Annotated in this window: 15 protein-coding genes; 5 read left to right on the top strand and 10 right to left on the bottom strand. The window is 60.0% G+C overall.

Features of this window, described 5'->3' with window-relative positions; genetic code table 11:
* Positions 1-12: 12 nt before the first annotated feature.
* The 3 genes from H6M51_RS10130 to H6M51_RS10120 are packed head-to-tail and all read right to left on the bottom strand — an operon-like array spanning position 13 to position 3128.
* A complete protein-coding gene (locus tag H6M51_RS10130; RefSeq protein WP_185809743.1) occupies positions 13-855 on the bottom strand; it encodes a PD40 domain-containing protein in 843 nt (280 codons plus the stop codon).
* A complete protein-coding gene (locus H6M51_RS10125) occupies positions 855-1445 on the bottom strand; it encodes a hypothetical protein (RefSeq protein ID WP_185809742.1) in 591 nt (196 codons plus the stop codon). Before H6M51_RS10125 ends, H6M51_RS10130 begins: the two co-directional genes overlap by 1 nt.
* A gap of 3 nt (positions 1446-1448) precedes the next feature.
* Positions 1449-3128 carry an NAD+ synthase gene (locus H6M51_RS10120; protein WP_185809741.1) on the bottom strand — a complete coding sequence of 560 codons (1680 nt, stop codon included), beginning with the start codon at positions 3126-3128 and terminating at the stop codon, positions 1449-1451.
* A 170-nt stretch (positions 3129-3298) separates the two neighbouring features.
* On the opposite strand from H6M51_RS10120, the gene H6M51_RS10115 reads away from it, so the two are divergent.
* Positions 3299-5260, top strand: a complete 1962-nt coding sequence (locus tag H6M51_RS10115; protein WP_185809740.1) for an LTA synthase family protein — start codon at positions 3299-3301, stop codon at positions 5258-5260.
* A gap of 198 nt (positions 5261-5458) precedes the next feature.
* Positions 5459-6349, top strand: a complete 891-nt coding sequence (locus H6M51_RS10110; protein ID WP_185809739.1) for a hypothetical protein — start codon at positions 5459-5461, stop codon at positions 6347-6349.
* Positions 6350-6355: 6 nt separating this feature from the next.
* Here H6M51_RS10110 and H6M51_RS10105 read toward each other — a convergent pair whose 3' ends face one another.
* Both H6M51_RS10105 and H6M51_RS10100 read right to left on the bottom strand, forming a co-directional pair.
* Complete coding sequence (locus tag H6M51_RS10105) at positions 6356-6754, bottom strand: GFA family protein (RefSeq protein WP_185809738.1); 399 nt, start codon at positions 6752-6754, stop codon at positions 6356-6358.
* 82 nt (positions 6755-6836) lie between these two features.
* On the bottom strand, positions 6837-8213 hold the full coding sequence (locus H6M51_RS10100) for a class II 3-deoxy-7-phosphoheptulonate synthase (RefSeq protein ID WP_185809737.1): 1377 nt from the start codon (positions 8211-8213) through the stop codon (positions 6837-6839).
* A 342-nt stretch (positions 8214-8555) separates the two neighbouring features.
* On the opposite strand from H6M51_RS10100, the gene H6M51_RS10095 reads away from it, so the two are divergent.
* Positions 8556-9317, top strand: a complete 762-nt coding sequence (locus tag H6M51_RS10095) for an alpha/beta fold hydrolase (protein WP_246780466.1) — start codon at positions 8556-8558, stop codon at positions 9315-9317.
* Positions 9318-9780: 463 nt separating this feature from the next.
* Here the strand turns inward: H6M51_RS10095 and gor are convergent, their stop codons facing one another.
* The 3 genes from gor to rpiA all read right to left on the bottom strand — a co-directional run bounded on the left by gor (position 9781) and on the right by rpiA (position 12540).
* Positions 9781-11169: a glutathione-disulfide reductase gene (gene gor, locus H6M51_RS10090; RefSeq protein ID WP_185809735.1), complete on the bottom strand. Its 1389-nt coding sequence runs from the start codon at positions 11167-11169 to the stop codon at positions 9781-9783.
* Between the two features lie 115 nt (positions 11170-11284).
* Positions 11285-11821 carry a DUF2059 domain-containing protein gene (locus tag H6M51_RS10085; protein ID WP_185809734.1) on the bottom strand — a complete coding sequence of 179 codons (537 nt, stop codon included), beginning with the start codon at positions 11819-11821 and terminating at the stop codon, positions 11285-11287.
* A 17-nt stretch (positions 11822-11838) separates the two neighbouring features.
* Positions 11839-12540, bottom strand: a complete 702-nt coding sequence (gene rpiA, locus H6M51_RS10080; RefSeq protein WP_185809733.1) for a ribose-5-phosphate isomerase RpiA — start codon at positions 12538-12540, stop codon at positions 11839-11841.
* A 146-nt stretch (positions 12541-12686) separates the two neighbouring features.
* Between rpiA and H6M51_RS10075 the strand changes: the two genes are divergently transcribed.
* Positions 12687-13358: an HAD family hydrolase gene (locus tag H6M51_RS10075; protein WP_185809732.1), complete on the top strand. Its 672-nt coding sequence runs from the start codon at positions 12687-12689 to the stop codon at positions 13356-13358.
* Positions 13359-13426: 68 nt separating this feature from the next.
* Here the strand turns inward: H6M51_RS10075 and H6M51_RS10070 are convergent, their stop codons facing one another.
* Positions 13427-15301, bottom strand: coding sequence for a murein L,D-transpeptidase (locus H6M51_RS10070; protein WP_185809731.1), 1875 nt, complete (start codon positions 15299-15301; stop codon positions 13427-13429).
* Positions 15302-15743: 442 nt separating this feature from the next.
* On the opposite strand from H6M51_RS10070, the gene fumC reads away from it, so the two are divergent.
* Positions 15744-17132, top strand: coding sequence for a class II fumarate hydratase (gene fumC, locus H6M51_RS10065; protein ID WP_185809730.1), 1389 nt, complete (start codon positions 15744-15746; stop codon positions 17130-17132).
* Between the two features lie 46 nt (positions 17133-17178).
* On the opposite strand, the gene H6M51_RS10060 is transcribed toward fumC, so the two are convergent.
* Positions 17179-18051 carry a diguanylate cyclase domain-containing protein gene (locus tag H6M51_RS10060; protein ID WP_185809729.1) on the bottom strand — a complete coding sequence of 291 codons (873 nt, stop codon included), beginning with the start codon at positions 18049-18051 and terminating at the stop codon, positions 17179-17181.
* Positions 18052-18179 lie beyond the last annotated feature (128 nt).

Here is an 18179-nt window from a genome sequence, read left to right as displayed (position 1 = left end):
AAAGCGCCGACCTCAATCCCGTGATGGGAAATAGCGCACGAAGGCGAAAGCTGTACCATCCGGCGCCCAGTTCGGCACATTGATCGATCCCTGCCCGCCGAAGAACTCGATGAGCGTCTCGACATTTCCGCCATCGGCATCCATGAGCCGAAGCCTGACTTGCTTGTCACGCGGATGGCCGGTGACATCAGCATCGTAGGAGAGGAACAGCACCTTCTTCCCGTCTGGTGACGGATGCGGGAACCAGTCGCCGTAGCCGTCCGAAGTCAGCTGCTCAAGGTCGCTCCCGTCCGTACGCATCCGCCAGATCTGCATCGCGCCGGTGCGGCTGGAGTTGAAATAGATCCACTGACCGTCAGGCGAATAGTCGGGACCGTCATTGTGCCCCTCGCCGTTGGTCAGGCGCCGCTCGGGCCCGCCTTTCGTGGAGATCGTGTAGATGTCGAAGATACCGCCGCGATCACCGCAATAGGCAAGTTCCTTTCCGTCCGGCGACCAGCCATGCCAGTAGGACGGCATCTTGTCGGTAACCTGACGTGGCTCATCATCGCCATCGCCCAGCATGTAGATGCAGGACTTGCCGTAGAGCGTATGGTCAGAAAAGGCGATCGAGGCACCGTCGGGTGAAATGCCGTGGTCATTGTTCAGCCGGACGGCAAAGCCGGTATCGATCAGTTCCGGCTCGGGTTCATCCTCGTCGAGCGGCAGCGCGTAGAGCAGCCCATCACCGTTCACGACGAGAAACGCGCCGTCCCGCGACCAGTTCGGCGCCTCGACGAGGTCTTCCGTCTGCCAGACGACCTCGCATTCGCGGGTCGTCATATCGTAGATTTCGACTGAACTGCGCTTAGTCATCACACTCTACTTTCGCTTGCGTCGAGAACATCTTGGAATGCGACGCGAATCAGCTGACGCAAAAAAAGATGTCGGCCTGGCTCAATTTCATCGAGACTTACATCGATTCCGTCAAAGTCTGGGTTGGTAGGAAGCTCTATGTTCTTGATCCACCACCGCTCGATTTTGACGGATAGAGACAAGGCTTGTATCAGCATTTCCAGATCAAGTTCGGGCTCGTTATCGTCTAGCATTATCCAATACAAACGATGAGCCACCTCACCTCTATAGCTTATGAACTTGACTATAAATTCTTCGTCCTCTGAAGAGGTAGCACCAAACTCGCGAAGAAAATCACGACAAGCCTTAAACTTCGACTTACCCCGAAGAAGAGTTCGATATTCTTCAGAAAGCTCAGTCGGCAGCAGTTTTCCATCGACTAGTTCCCAATCATTCGCAAAGAACCCGGTTACACGCTGCTCGATGGTATCCCTCAGATCCTCATATATAATCATATACATGGAGGCCACACGTAGCTGCAATGAGATGTGCAGGTGATCTCCCTCAAGAAGCTTTTTTAGCTTTTTGAATGGAAGATCATCCGATTCCATCCTCTACCGATCCCGGAACCGGTTCGTGATCGGATAGCGACGATCGCGTCCGAAATTCTTCTTGGTAATCTTCACGCCCGGCGCCGACTGGCGGCGCTTGTATTCGGCGAGATAGAGCAGATGCTCGACCCGATGCACGGTCGCGATGTCGTGCCCGCGCGCAACGATCTCGTCCACGCCCATCTCCTTCTCGACCAGGCATTCGAGAATGTCGTCGAGAACCGGATAGGGCGGCAGCGAATCCTGGTCGGTCTGGTTCGGCCGAAGCTCCGCCGAGGGGGCCTTCGACAGGATGTTCGCCGGGATGACCTCACCCGAGGGCCCAAGCGCACCCGGCGGCACATTTGCATTGCGCCAGGCCGAGAGCGCATAGACCTGCATCTTGTAGAGGTCCTTGATCGGATTGAAGCCACCGTTCATGTCACCATAGAGCGTGGCATAACCGACCGACATTTCCGACTTGTTGCCGGTTGTCACCACCATCGAGCCGAACTTGTTGGAGATCGCCATGAGGATCGTACCGCGCGTACGGCTCTGCAGGTTCTCCTCGGTGATCCCGCTCTCGGTGCCCTCGAACATGTCCGAGAGCGAAGACAGAAAGCCCTCGACCGGTTCCTGGATCGGCACGATGTCATAGTGGCAGCCGAGCGCCTTTGCGCAGGCCTCGGCATCGGCAAAGCTTTCCTGCGAGGTGTAGCGGTAGGGCAGCATGATCGTACGCACCCGCTCCTCGCCGAGCGCATCCACCGCAATCGCTGCGCAGATGGCGGAATCGATACCGCCGGAGAGACCGAGCACGACGCTCTTGAAACCGTTCTTGTTGACGTAATCGCGGAAGCCGAGCACGCAGGCGCGGTAGTCGGCCTCTTCCTTTTCCGGGATACGCGACATCGGTCCCTCGCCGCAGCGCCAGCCATCGGCCGTACGTCGCCAGGTCGTGACCGACAGCGTCTCCTCGAACTGGCTCATCTGGAACGCGAGCGACTTGTCGCCGTTGAAGGCGAAGCTTGCGCCGTCGAAGACCAGCTCGTCCTGACCGCCCAGCTGATTGGCGAAGATCAGCGGCAGCCCGGTTTCGATGACCTGACGCAGCGCCACCTGATGGCGGACATCCACCTTGCCGCGATAGTAGGGAGAGCCATTCGGCACAAGCAGGATCTCGGCCCCCGTCTCGGCCAGCGTCTCGCAAACGCCGAGATCGTTCCAGATCTCCTCGCAGATCGGCACGCCGATGCGGACACCACGAAAGTTCACGGGTCCCGGCATATCGCCTTCGACGAAGACGCGCTTCTCATCGAACTCGCCATAGTTCGGCAGATCGAGCTTGTCGCGGAAGGCGAGGATCTTGCCGCCATCCAGGATCGCCACGGAATTGTGCCGCCCCTTCTCGCCCTGACGCGGGAAACCGACGATCACCCCCGGGCCACCATCGGTGGTGTCGGCGGCAAGCGCCTCGACGGCCTGCAGACAAGCTTTGAGAAAGGCGGGTTTGAGCACCAGATCTTCCGGCGGATAACCGGAAATGAAGAGTTCCGTCAGAAGCAGGAGATCAGCGCCCTGCCCGGCTGCCTCGGCGCGCGCAGCGCGTGCTTTAGCAAGGTTGCCGCTGACGTCGCCAACCGTCGGATTGAACTGTGCCACCGCTATGCGCAGGACGTCGGAGATCTTCTTTGCTTCGCTCATGACACCGATTTAGCCGCTCGTCAGCACTATCGCAACGCCGCTTCTATGGCATGCGCTTCATATGGTGCGCCTGCGCTAACCAAACCACCGGAATTTCTGGGAACAAAGGTTCTCGGGCATCGGTTCATGTAGCATTCATGACACTTATGTGACACCTATGCGAAACTTTCATGATACCTGCACATGACCTGGAGTTCGACGTGGTCCAGACCAGCCCGAAATCGCTAGTCGCGAACATTTTTACCGCCTTCGGCGCGGGGCGCGAGCGCGAGCTTGGCGGGTCCTCTCTCGTCCAGTTCCTGGTTCAAGCGGCCAACACGGCGCTCATTGCTGCGGCGATCGTTCTTCTGAGCGAGGTCCTGGCCCGCGGAAGCATGGTCGATGTGGTGGAATACGTGACCTCGACAAGTCGTCCGGGCCTCGTGGCAATCGGTATCGTGTTCCTCATCCTCGCCTTCGCAGACGCGATCATCGGCAAGGCCTATCAGTCGACGTTGCTCGTCGGCCCTTTGCTGCTGCTGCCGGCATTCTTTTCCGGGCAAAAGCAGCTCTTCCTGTCAGATCCGCTTTTCCCGAGCGACCTGCTTTTCGGTCGTCAGATCATGCAGCTCATGCCGGCCATGGTTGCGGCCGAGCCGTTGAAGGCGATCGGGCTTGCAGTCGGGGGCATCGTCTTCATCCTCGGCTTCATCACGCTGCTGTGGAAGAGCCGCAAGGTCTTCCCACGTATCAACCTGGCCGGTCGCGGTGTCCGTCTGGCGATTTCGTTCCCGCTTCTGGCCGGATTCGTGACACTGATGGATCCCATGGCGTTCTCTGCGTTCCGCGACCGCCTGAACATCGTGCCCATGATGTGGGACCAGAATGAAAACTATCGCCACAACGGCTTTCTCCTGGCGTTCGCATTCAACGTGCCGATGGCCAACGTGGCGGCGCCCGACGGATACAGCAATGTCGCAGTCACTGACATCCAGACCGATCTGCTGCCGGCCTCCTTCTTTTCCGGTCGCCAGGCCGACGTGATTGTCGTCATGAGCGAGTCTCTCTGGGATCCCACTCGCATGAAGAGCGTCGGATTTTCCGCAGATCCCATGCCGACCATCCGTGTGAGCCAGTCAGGCAACGTGTTCTCACCGGAATTCGGCGGCATGACGGCCAATGTCGAATTTGAGGCCCTGACCGGATTCTCGAATGCCTTCCTGCCCTACGGCAGCATTCCATATCAGCAATACATCCGCCGCCCGGTGCCATCTCTTGCCACCTTCTTTGAATCGAAGGGCTACGTGACCCAGGCCTTCCACCCCTTCCAGGGCTGGTTCTGGAACCGCAACAATGTCTATCAGTCGCTCGGCTTCCAGCAGTTCCATTCGGAAGAGAACATGCCCGCGATGGACAAGCGCGGCATCTTCGCCTCCGATGAAGCCTTGACGCGCTACATCATCAAGCAGGCAGACAACACCGAAAAGCCCTTCTTCTTCTTCGCCGTCACGCTGCAGGGCCATGGCCCCTACGAGCGCAACCGTTACGTCAAGAACACGATCGAAATCGACGCTCCGGCCTTGTCGGATGCCAGCGCAAGCGCACTTGCGACCTATGCCCAGGGCGTCAAGGAATCGGATCAGAGCCTGAAGGCGCTGATGGACTGGGCGAAGAAGCGCCGTCGCGAAACCATCATCGTGCTGTTCGGCGACCACCTGCCGCCGCTGAACGAAGTCTATACCGAGAGCGGCTACATGGCCAATGTCGTCGCCACGCGCAAGGCATCGGTCACGACCATGAAGCGCGAACACGAGACACCGCTGGTCGTCTGGTCGTCCAAGCGCGGCGGCCAGAAGGATATCGGCTCGGTCAGTCCCTCGCAGCTTCCCTATTACATCGTCCGCATGGCGGGCTACCGTCACCCCTACTATACGGGCATGCTGGGTCGCGTTTCGGAACGCTACTCCGTGATTGACCGTCATCTGCTGATTGGCCGTAACAACAAGGCACAGGCCGACTGGGCCCTGTCGGGACGCATTGACCCGCTGATCCGCGACTATCGCCTGCTGCAGCACGATGTCATGTTCGGCGAAGGTTACGGACTCGAACGCTTCTTTCCGGAGCAAGCGAACAGACTTCAGCCAAGCAGTTGAAGCAGAAGTCACCTCGCGCGGTTAAACATCGGCAGCTTTTGGACTGGGGGCACACTTGCGGTGACCCCAATTTTCCGTCATAGACTTTTTTTGTTCGACAATCCGTGATGCTTGACAGTCAGTGCGACAATCGTTCTCACGACTGTATCCCTCGCAACCATTATGTAATATTTCAGAGTTCACATCAGAGCTATTGCCATGCTGCCCATGACGCGCGCTGAAATACTTGCACATCCGCTTTATCCGGCCATCGAAAAGCAGATAGCCCAACATCTGATCGGCATCCACATACGCACGCCGCGCATGTCGCGTCTGAAGGCATCGCATCGAAAATGGCTGATGACTCAGTCCCTGTTCTCTCTCGCCCTCAGACGCACGCCTGATGATCCGTTATCGGGGCTGACGGCGACGCGCTTCGTGGAAACGGTGATGAAGCTGGGTGCGGCAAGCCGCAACACGGCGACAGGCTTCCTGGCCGAATTGGTAGCCTACAAGTTTCTGCGCGACGTTCCTGACGTGCCTGACAAACGGGTCCGTGTTCTCGAACCCACCGAACTCAGCCTGAACGGCATGCGCAGCTGGTTTCATGGGCATCTCGCCTGCCTTGATCGTCTGGACGGCGGAAACCGCGAAATGACGTCCCTGGCGGATGACCGGATCTTCATGATGGCCCAGCCGATCGGCGCAGACATCATGCTGAACGACAGGATTTGGCGCGACCCTGTGGACACTATTGGACACTTCCTGTGGTCCGATCTTGGCGGCATTGTCCTGCATGACCTGATGGCGAGAGTGGAGGAGATCGACCGCAGCGCAGCCTTTCATTCCTGTGGCCCCGTCAGTCTGACCGATCTCAGCGAAACCTATCAGGTTTCAACGACCAACCTGAAGCGCATGTTCAAGAAGGCAGAGACCGACGAACTCCTGCATTGGGACCTGCCGCGCCGCCGCGGGAACCTGCTGCTCACCAGCCGCTTCGTCGAGGACTATTTCAGTTGGCAATCTGCAAAGTTTGCAGCCGTCGACCAAGCCTTTCACCAGGCACTGGCAACGCTCGGGCTTAAGACAGGCAAGGCCGAAGCGGCCTGAAACTCGTCAACCGCTACTGGCAGCGTATTGCGGAAGTCCATCATTGATCGCATAGAAGTCGCCTTTGTCGGCACAGAAGATGTGATACGCGGCCCTCAGACCCGTGGGGTTTGGGAACAGCCCCGCCATGATGGAGATGCGTTCGCCATCGTCCTGCTTCCAGTAGAGCGGCGATCCGCAGTCGCGGCAAAAGGCGCGTTCAGCCTCGGGGCTAGCACGAAAAGTGCCGATGCTCTCCCGTCCGTCGATCACGACGTCGTCAACCGCTGCATCTGTCGTTGCATAATAAAGTCCGGTCTGACGCCGACACTGCGAGCAATGGCAGAAGCTGACAGGCCCGAGCTTGCCCCTCACCGTGATCGTCACCGCGCCGCACAGGCAGCGCCCCGTCTTTTCCTCATTCATCTCAACAATCTCCCAAACGAGAACCGGGCGAGCCTCACAGAGGCCCGCCCGGTCGTCAAACTCGCAATGCTGAACTTAAGTTTCAGCCGTTTGCAACAAGCATCCGCTTCTCGTCGCGGCCGCTCTTCATGCGCTCCGCAAGGAGGAAGGCAAGTTCGAGCGCCTGGTCGGCATTGAGGCGCGGGTCGCAATGGGTGTGGTAACGGTCGGCAAGATCATTGCCGGTCACCGCGCGCGCGCCGCCCGTGCACTCGGTCACGTCCTTGCCGGTCATCTCGATATGGATGCCGCCCGGATGTGAGCCTTCCGCGCGATGGATCTGGAAGAAGCTTTCGACTTCCGACAGGATCCGCTCGAACGGACGGGTCTTGTAGTTGTTGAGCGTGATCGTATTGCCATGCATCGGATCGCAGGACCAGACCACCTTGCGGCCTTCGCGCTCCACGGCACGAACGAGACGCGGCAGGTGCTCGGCAACCTTGTCGTGACCGAAGCGGCAGATCAGCGTCAGGCGGCCGGCTTCGTTCTGCGGGTTCAGGATGTCGATCAGGTTCAACAGATCGTCAGCCTGCAGCGACGGGCCGCATTTCAGACCGATCGGGTTCTTGATACCGCGGCAGTATTCCAGATGCGCATGGTCGGCCTGACGCGTCCGGTCGCCGATCCAGATCATATGGCCGGACGTGGCATACCAGTCACCCGAGGTGGAATCGACGCGCGTCAGCGCCTCTTCATAGCCGAGAAGCAGAGCCTCATGGCTGGTGAAGAAATCCGTCTCGCGCAGGCTCGGATTGTTGTCCGAGGTAATGCCTACGGCCTTCATGAAGTCCATGGTTTCGGAGATGCGGTCGGCGAGCTTGCGATAACGCTCGGCCTGCGGGCTGTCCTTGACGAAGCCCAGCATCCACTGGTGCACGTTCTCGAGGTTGGCATAGCCACCCATGGCGAAGGCGCGCAGCAGGTTGAGCGTCGCAGCCGACTGGCGATAGGCCATCAGCTGGCGTTCCGGGTTCGGAATGCGGGCTTCCTCGGTGAACTCGATGCCATTGATGATGTCGCCACGGTAGCTCGGCAGCTCGACGTCACCGATCTTCTCGATGTCTGACGAACGCGGCTTGGCGAACTGGCCGGCGATACGACCGACCTTGACGACCGGCAGTTGCGCTCCGAAGGTCAGGACGACGGCCATCTGCAGGAAGGCACGGAAGAAGTCGCGGATATTGTCGGCGCCATGCTCGGCAAAGCTCTCGGCGCAATCGCCACCCTGCAGCAGGAATGCATTGCCTTCCGCGACCTGGGCCAGCGACTTCTTCAGGCGACGGGCTTCACCGGCAAAGACCAGCGGCGGATAGGTCGAAAGCTGCTGCTCGGCAGCCTTCAATGCGTCGAGGTCCGGATACGCCGGAACCTGCTTGATCGGCTTCTGTCTCCAGCTGCTCGGGGTCCAATTCTGCGCCATGGTCGTCACCTGTTTTACACTAGTTGCGGCAACCTCCCGGCCGCATCGGATGGGGGCTTATAAACGGTTAATCACCGCTTGGAAAGCCGAAGTTTAGGGACTTTAGGAGCTGCAACGGACATGCGGCAAAGACGCTCCGTCACGCAACAGACGACTGCAAGACCGGCGAGCGAACCACCATGCTTGATATGACCTGCACGTAAACGTAAGATCTAGTCCGGGATCCGGAACGGGAGGTTCGGTTTGGCGCTGTATGAGATCGAAAAATCGGAGATCCACTTCGAAACGGCGGATCACTTTCCATTGCACGGGACATTGATCCGCGGCCTGGGACAAGGCCCTATGGCACTGATCTCATCCGCAGCAGCCGTCCCTCGTGGCTTTTATGCCCGCTTTGCCGAGCACTTGGTCAGCCATCACGGCTTTCGTGCCGCCCTCACCTACGACTATCGCGGCGTGGCCTCGTCTCAAGCGCCCCGGACGTGGAAGCGACCTATGCTGATGCGCGACTGGGCGCATTTCGACATGCCGGCGGCCTTGCATCGGCTGGAACAGGAAGGCCGGGACCACCCGATCGTCGGCATTGGCCAATCCTTCGGCGGGCAGGTCCTGGCGCTCGGCGGCCGGTCCGAGCGCTTCAGCCGCTACATGATGGTGGCAACCATGACCGGCTACTGGGGCAATACAAAACCGCGCTACCGCGTCTTCAGCCAGATGAACCTGGTGGGAGTACCCCTCGCCGTTCTGCTCGGCAAGGTGCCGGGGCAGATCGGTCTCGGGCAAACCTTGCCCGGCAGCATATTCCGCGAATGGGCCCGCTGGGGTCGGCACCCCGAATACTTCTTCGCCGATCCTACGATGGATGCCGCCCGCCGCTTTGCGGAAGTCCGCACGCCGATCCTCGCTATCGGTTTGACCGACGACCCCTGGGGAACGCCGCTGGCTCAGCACGCACTGCTGAAATACTACAATCGCGCCCCCACGGAGATCCGGTGGATTTCACCTGAGGAGGCAGGCGCTCCCGTAGGGCACCTCGGTTTCTTCCGGTCCGCCTTCAGGGACACACTCTGGAAGCCCGCTATCGAATGGCTGCGGCAAGGCTGAGTTGTTGCACCGCATCGGAATTACCCACAGAATTCACAGGATCCGGAGCCGGGACAAATAAGCTTCCCCTTGAAAAGAAAAATGTTGGTGCCAGCATGAATAGGCTTCGAGGAAACGAGGAGACAATCATGGATCCGGCTGACGGCAAGCTTCGCGCAAGCCACGGCCTCTACCCCGCCAGGCGGGGGCGTAGCGTGGAGTCTGGGAAGTTTTGGCTTCCCACTTGATCATGAGGATCGTGTGATGGCGTATGATTGGACCGGAGTACAAACCCGCAAAACCCGACGAGTTCGAATTGCCGTTCTCACTCTTCTGACGCTGGCGGCGCTTTCGGCGCCCGTTCTAGGCTTCGACCTGTTGTCAGGTTTCTGAGCAAAGCTTATGCCTCGTCACCCCTGCGGACCTGATGATCCGCAGGTGCTTTCAACAAGTTCGTGGTCTAAGCGGAGGGCTAGGCAGCCCCTCACACCCGCTCGCCATTCCGGATCCGGTAGCTCGGAGTGTACATCGTCACCAGTTCCTCCGCTGCGGTCGGATGGACGGCCATGGTACGGTCGAAGTCATCCTTGGTGCAGCCGGCCTTCAGCGTGATCCCGAGCAGCTGCGCCATTTCGCCTACATCGTGACCGAGAATATGGGCGCCCACCACCTTGCGGTCTGCCGCATTGACGATCAGCTTCATGATCATCTTCTCCGCGCGCCCGGACAGCGTCGCCTTCATCGGGCGGAACTGCGCGCGGTAGACCTCGATCTCCTCGAACTTCTTGGCCGCCGCCTCTTCCGAGAGACCGACAGTGCCGATTTCCGGCTGCGAGAAGACGGCGGTAGCGATCAGGTCGTGATCCGGAGCGATCGGATTGTTCTTGTACTCCGTCTCGATGAAGCACATCGCTTCATGGATTGCGACAGGCGTCAGTTGCACGCGGTCCGTGACATCACCGAGAGCAAAGATGCTCGGCACATTGGTTCGAGAATATTGGTCGACGATGATGGCACCACGCTCATTGGTCTGAACACCGGCGGCTTCCAGACCGAGCCCGGTCGTGTTCGGATCCCGCCCGAGCGCCAGCATCACCTGCTCGACGACGAGGCGGCCGTTGTTCATGGTCTCGACGTCAAGATTGCCGGCCGCCGACCTGCTGACCTTCTGGATATGGTCATGGCAGAGAATCCGGATGCCCTTGGCTTCCATCGCCTCATGCAGGCCACGGCGCATGTCCTGATCGAAGCGACTGAGGATTTCCGCCCCCCGATAGATCAGCGTCGTCTCGACACCGAGTCCATGGAAGATATTGGCGAACTCCACCGCGATATAGCCGCCTCCGGCGATCAGGATCGACCGGGGAAGGCTCTCCAGATGGAAGGCCTCGTTTGAGGAGATGCACAGTTCATGGCCCGGCAGGGCGGCGTGCGGATTGGCTGCGCCACCGACCGCCACCACGATCCGCTCGGCGGTCACTTCCTTGCCGCTGGCGACCAGGCGCACACTGTTCGGTCCGGTCAGGACAGCGCGTGTTTCGAGGATCTCGGCGCCGGCATTCTCCAGCCCCTTGCGATAGAGCCCTTCAAGCCGCGCGATCTCCTTGTCCTTCGCCGCAATCAGCGACGGCCAGTCGAACCGGCTTTCGCCGACAGTCCAGCCATAGCCAGCGGCGTCCTCGAAATGCTCGTGATACTGAGAGGCATAGACGAAGAGCTTCTTCGGCACGCAACCGCGGATGACGCAGGTCCCGCCGAAACGATATTCCTCGGCGATCGCCACCTTCTTTCCGAGTGACGCCGCGACCCGCGCGCTGCGCACCCCGCCGGACCCGCCACCGATGACGAAGAGGTCATAATCGAACTGGCTCATGGCAATCTCCTGCGCGGTTGGGCTCTCGCTGAAACTGCGCCTGATATAGGTGGCGCAACGACCAAAAGAAAAGCCCGGTACGATGACCGGGCTCAACAATTCAAAACAGATCGGCTTACGGCTTCGGCGCTTCGGCTGGAGCGGCCGGCTGGACCTCGGCGAGCAGCGCGTCATTGGCCTGCTTTTCCAGGTCGCGCGCGATACCGGCAGTCCAGATATCGGCAGCCTTCAGCAATTCGCGCGTCGCAATCGGTCCATCCTTCAGCAACTTCTTGCCGGTTTCGCTGGTGTAGAATGCGGTCATCTGCTTCAGCTCATCGGCGGTGAACGCCTTGGCGTAGACAACGGCGGCTTCCCGCTCGAGATCGGCGCGGCGGGCCGCAAGCTTCAGGGCTTCTGCCTCGACCTTGGCGGAGATGGTGTCCTGCAGGTTCGGATAGGCCTGGATGAGCTGGGAGGTCAGACGGTCCATGATGTTCGGCAGGATTGCGTCGAATCGATCGGTCACGCCAAGCGCCGTGATCGCCTCACGCGCCGCCTGGAGGTGTTCTGCCGGCACATCCTGCGCCTTGGCGGAAACAGCACCCAGCACGAGGCTGCCGGCGATGACGGCGATCGAGGCGAAACGGCCCATACCCGTAAAGCTGATCATGAAATTCTAAGCTCCTGTTAGTTCTTCGGGTCCATCACCCGCGCACCAGCCTGTCCGGCGATGATTGCGAGCGACGCCAAGTTTATGAAAAGGCCGTGTTCCACCACGCCGGGGATCTGGTTGAGCCGGCTCGCCAGTGCGTCTGCATCAGGAATGCGGCCAAAAGATGCGTCGAGGATGAGATGTCCGCCATCCGTCGTGAACAGGCTATCGTCGGAATAAGTCCTGAGCTTCATCGCCCCGGTAAGGCCGAGTTCCGACGCTAAGCGCTCGATGGCGATACGCGTCGAGGCCTGCCCGAACGGGTTGATCTCGATCGGCAGCGGGAAGGCCCCGAGGGTCTCGACCAGCTTGGTCTCGTCTGCAATCACGATCATGCGCTTTGAAGCCGCAGCCACGATCTTTTCACGCAGCAACGCACCGCCACCACCCTTGATCAGCCGGAATTGCGGATCGATTTCGTCAGCGCCGTCAATGGTCAGGTCAAGTTCGGGCAACTCGTCGAGCGACTTCAAGGGCACTCCGAGTTCGAGGCAAAGCCGCGCCGTGCGCTCCGAGGTGGGCACACCCTGAACCTTCAGGCCTCCCGCAACCTTCTCCGCCAGCAAGCGGACGAATTCTTCTGCAGTCGAACCAGTTCCGATCCCAAGTCGCATGCCATCTTCGACATGCTCCAGTGCCGCGGCGGCGGCCTTGATCTTCATTTCGCGGGCGTCCATGCGCCGTGAGCTCCCATCTGTTTCGTCGCAAGCTGTTTACACGCCTCCTCGGCGGAGTGAAAGCCCTGCGCCGTCCTGCAAGATTGCCTTTTCAGAGGATTTCCCCTACCCCCGGCACGCCACAGATCTTGCAAGGGAGTCCCGTCTTGAGTGCCACGACCATCGTCTTCGACCTTGACGGAACACTGATCGATACCGCACCCGACCTCGTCGAGAGCCTGAACCACACGATCGCCGCACGCGATCTGGCACCGGTCAGCTATGAAGATCTCACCCATCTGGTCGGCCAGGGGGCGCGCGTGATGATCCAGCGCGCCTTTGCCCTGCGCGGTGCGCCGCTGGCCGAAGACGAGGTCCCCGCCCTGCTCGACCGTTTCATCGACCACTACGAGGCCGGCATGCCCGGCAAGAGCCGCCCCTATCCAGGCCTGATCGAGGCACTCGATCGGCTGAAGGATGCCAGCTTCACGCTTGCCGTCTGCACCAACAAGATGGAACGGCTCGCCGTACCCCTGCTCAATCGGCTGGAGCTCGCCTCCTACTTCGCGACGATTGCCGGCGGCGACACCTTCGCTTTCCGCAAGCCGGACCCGGCACATATCCTCGCCACCGTCGAGCGCGCCGGTGGGAGTCCAGACAAAGTGCTGATGGTCGGTGACAGCATCAATGACATCCTGGCAGCCCGCAACGGCAGCATTCCCTCAATCGCGGTGCCCTTCGGCTATTCGGATGTATCCGTCGAGACGTTAGGTGCCTCGCATGTCATCAGCCATTTCGACGAATTGACCGTAGACCTGGTCCAGCGCTTGATCGACTGAGACCGTATCGGAACGAAAATGGCGGACCGGGGCCCGCCATCTGTCATTTCGGAATTGGGTTTCAAAACTCAGGCGCGCGGTGCGCGCGCATCCGTTGTCGCCTTGAAGGCCTTGGCCGTATGATCGTCACGGCCATACACATCGTCGAAATACTCGATGACGCCGTCCTTGTTCGGCCAGGCGGTGAAATAGGACACGTAGACCGGGATCTTTTGCGGAACCTGAACCGCACGGTTCTGACCCGAGGCGATCTGCTTGCCGATCTCCTCGACCGTCGTTCCCATCACCGCGGCGGCCATGACACGCGGCTCGGCGAGACGAACGCAACCATGGCTCAAGGCGCGCATGTCTCGGCTGAAATAGCTCTTCGACGGCGTGTCATGCATGTAGATGGCATGCTCGTTCGGGAACAGAATCTTCAACTCGCCGAGCGCATTGTCACCGCCGGGCGGCTGGCGCACATCGACGGAGTGGGTGACGTTCCAGTCAACTTGGCTCGACGCCACCTTGCGGCCGCCATACGACACCTCATAGCCGAGGCGATCGAGATAGGACGGGTCGGCGCGGAGCTTTGGCAGCATTTCGTTGACGATGATCGACTTCGGCACGCCCCAATAGGGATTGAACTCCACCGTCTCGATCTGGTCCTGGAAGAAATAGGTCTGGTTCGCCCTCGAGCCGACCACGACGCGCATCGACAGCTGTTCCTTGCCGTCATTGACATAAGTGGCCTTGAAGGCCGGGGCGTTGATGAAGACGTGACGCGCGCCAAGATCGGCCGGAAGCCAACGGATCGCCTCCATGGCCACCTGCAGCTTGGCAATCTTCTCTGCATTGCTGTGGCCCGTCATTGCACGGATTGTCGCCGGACCGACAACGCCATCCGGCTTCAGACCCTTTTCCTTCTGAAAGGCTTCGACCAGGGCGACCAGGTCAGGGGTATATTCGGGCGTTCCGGCGTAAACGGCAAGCGTTGCCGAATGCTGGGTCAGGATCGCCTCCGATGCGACTTGCTTCAGCGCACCGATCACCTGCGCAACCTCGGGCTTGCTCTGGCCAGGCTTGAGCAACGTGCCGGGAGCGATCGTGATCGGCTTCGTCTCGGCCTTGGCATCCTCGGCCTTCAGGCGCGCAAGCTCGTCCCGCAATGCGATGAATTGAGGGCTCTTCGGGTCCCGGTTGCGCAGATAGGCCGCGACGTCGGGGCTCATGCGCAGCATGTCGAGCACCGGGGCTATGTTCACGCCCTTGCGCTTGAAATCATAGTAACCGGAGATCTTGTTGGGATCGATGCGACCGCGGACCGTGTCCTGGACATAGGTAAGAACCTTGGCGGACAGTGCCACTTCGAAAGCCATCAGCTCGCGCTGGCGCTTCTCCGGATCGGCCGGATCAGCCGTTTCCGCCGGCATAGGCACCAGATAGTCGTCTGGGGACAGGCCGACCGTATCGGCTGAGGACAGCGCCGAGATCATCGCACGGCCACGTTCGGAAATACCCTGATCATCGGTCCAGATCAGCGGCTTGTTCAGATTGCCATAGTAACCTTCGATGCTCTTGGCCACCTCGTCGGTCGCGCGGACACTGACCTCAGAGAGAAAACGGCGGGCACCGAGCACTTCCGGGGTCGCCTGAGCCTCGGCCGAACCGGCGACGGGCTCCGAGACCGGCAGCTTGATCTTGATCGCGCGCTGGGCCTCCGGCTTGTATGTGTAGTAACGCGGGCCGGTGACCTTCGGCAGCGGCTCCGGGTCACCCATTTCGAGTCCACCCTGGGCCTGGCTCTCCAGTGCGGCCGGTGCCGCCTGCTGCTTGACCTGGCGACCCGGTCCGCCGCGGAGAAGATCGAGAAGCGTGGTGGCGGCAGCCTCGCCCGGCAGGGTTCCGGCCGCTGTAGTCGCAGCAAGCATTGCGGTGACTACGAATTTCCTGTTTCTCGTCATTCTCTGTTCCATTTCCCGGTCCAAATCCGCTGGGGGATTTGCAGCACGTATTTGTCTTGCGCGGATCACTAGCGGATCGCCATTTCATTGAAAAGTTGGACAATGCGCTACGGGTTCGTCTGCCAGCCTCAACTTTGTGTGACTCGCGAGCCACCCACCACGTCCGCTCCAGCGCAAACTAAATGGAAATATTCGTTAAATTTTGATTGACGTTAACAAATTGTACAAAGCCGCGCCTGTCGATCGCGATCAAGCCACACACAAATAGTCGTGAGACGTGCTGCAAAGGACACAGGGCCACTCTTCAGGAGTGGCTGACAGACAGAATATACTTGACTGTCTTTATCATCTTATATTGATCGGCTTGCATCGGTTGCACCGCTCCCTAAATCAGACCAAGCCCTCCCACCGCCACGGCAAACGTCAAAAGGCAGGAAATTCCATGACCCATCGCACAGAAACCGACACCTTCGGACCGATTGAGGTTGCCTCCGACCGCTATTGGGGCGCCCAGGCCCAGCGATCCCTCGGAAACTTCAAGATCGGCTGGGAAAAGCAACCTCTGCCGGTGGTGCGGGCACTCGGCATCGTCAAGCAGGCAGCAGCCCGCGCCAACATGGCGCTCGGCAAACTCGACGCTGAGCTTGGCGAGGCGATCGTCGCAGCTGCGCAGGAAGTGATCGACGGCAAGCTCAACGACCATTTCCCGCTGGTCGTCTGGCAGACGGGCTCCGGCACCCAGTCGAACATGAATGCCAACGAGGTGATTTCGAACCGCGCCATTGAAATGCTCGGCGGAGAAATGGGCTCGAAAAAGCCCGTCCACCCGAACGATCACGTCAACATGAGCCAGTCGTCGAACGATACCTACCCGACTGCCATGCATATCGCCGCAGCCGAACATGTGGTGCTGCATCTGCTTCCGGCGCTCAAGCATTTGCATGCGGCTCTCGATGCGAAGGCGAATGTCTTTGCCCATATCATCAAGATCGGCCGCACCCATACCCAGGACGCGACACCGCTCACCCTCGGCCAGGAATTCTCCGGCTATGCAGCGCAGGTCGCCTCGTCGATCAAGCGGATCGAAATCACCCTGCCCGGCCTCTACGAACTCGCCCAGGGCGGCACCGCTGTCGGCACGGGTCTGAACGCGCCGATCGGCTTTGCCGAAAAGGTCGCGGAGGAAATCTCCAAGATCACCGGCCTGCCCTTCATCACCGCGCCGAACAAATTCGAGGCCCTGGCCGCCCATGACGCCATGGTCTTTGCCCATGGCGCGATCAACGCGGCAGCCGCGGCCCTCTTCAAGATTGCCAACGACATCCGTTTCCTCGGCTCAGGACCCCGCGCCGGCCTTGGCGAATTGGCGCTGCCGGAAAATGAACCTGGCTCGTCGATCATGCCGGGCAAGGTCAATCCGACGCAATCAGAGGCTCTGACCCAGGTCTGCGCCCATATCTTCGGCAACCATGCGGCGATCACCTTCGCTGGCAGCCAGGGCCATTTCGAGCTCAACGTCTACAATCCGATGATGGCCTACAACTTCCTGCAGTCGGTGCAGTTGCTCGGCGATGCCGCCGTCTCCTTCACCGACAATTGCGTCGTCGGCATCGAGGCCCGCGAAGAGAACATTCGCAAGGGCGTGGAGAATTCGCTGATGCTGGTGACGGCGCTGAATGGAAAGCTCGGTTACGACCTCTGCGCCAAGATCGCCAAGACCGCCCACAAGAACGGCACGACGCTGCGCGAAGAAGCCGTCGGCGGCGGTTACCTCACCAATGAGGAGTTCGACCAGTATGTGCGGCCCGAGCTTATGATCGGTCCGCAGTGACGGCTGAACGGCTGGAGAGTGCGGGCGCCGCTTGCGCGGAGCCCGTTCAGGCCTTGAGAGTTTCGAGACCCGTACGGTTCATGTCTTTGGCCCTGAAAAGAGCCATATCGGCCTTGTGCAACAGATCTGCCATCGGCTCGCTTGCCTGACGCTGGGCGAGACCGAACGTGACACGCAGACTGCCCGCCGCCAATGGGCCAATTTCGAGCGCGGCGACGCTCTGACGGATCGCGTCACAGCAGGCAAGCACGACATCCGGGGGATCGCCGCTAAACAGAAGCACGAACGTCGTGCCCGACACCCGCGCCGCAATCTGGCGCGGCAGGAAATGCCGCCGCACGAGATCTCCGACCGCGACCAACGCCAGGTCGGTGATGTCCCGCATCTGGCTGCCGCCGAGCGCTTCGCTGGCCTGCAGCTCAAAAAGCGCAACCATGATGTTGAGACCATTCTCGGTCGGCTTCGGCGGCCGCTCGAGCTGTAGGCGATGCACAGCGCTGCCGTTCAGGAGACCGGTCAAAGGGTCAAGTCCGGGTTGGCCGTCTGCACGCTCTGCAAGCGCCGTGATTTCGCTGACCATGCCGCAAACCGCGCGGGAAACGACAGCAATCTCGTCCACGCCATGCTTGTTGAGTTGCTCTTCGGCAAAGGCACCGCCCTCTCTATAGCGACTGATCACGCGTGCGAGATTGCGCAGCGGAAGCGTCAGCCACCACATTGTGGCCAGACAGGCGATGGTTCCGATGAGGGTTGCGACCAAAACCACCAGGCCGACGGACCACGCGTCGGAACCTCTCCCGGTACCATAATTCAGCACCAGCGCGATCAGCGGGACATGGATGCAGACAAAGCAGACGACGAATATCTTGGAGACGATCGAATGGCGCAGACCTACTTCCTCGGACAGATTGAACGCCATAACGGATCTCCAAATCGGTCTCAACAGAGACAATAAAGGAGTAGAGCTTTTCCAGATTGATACCGCGCGTGTCAACGCTCGACACTTCGGCTTTCGGCGGATTGAAATATTAAGATCGACCGCTTAAA

The organism is Rhizobium sp. AQ_MP (assembly GCF_014237835.1).
Classification (GTDB): Bacteria; Pseudomonadota; Alphaproteobacteria; order Rhizobiales; family Rhizobiaceae; genus Allorhizobium.
Note: the sequence above shows the minus strand (reverse complement) of the source record. Positions and strands in the feature narration are given on the sequence as shown.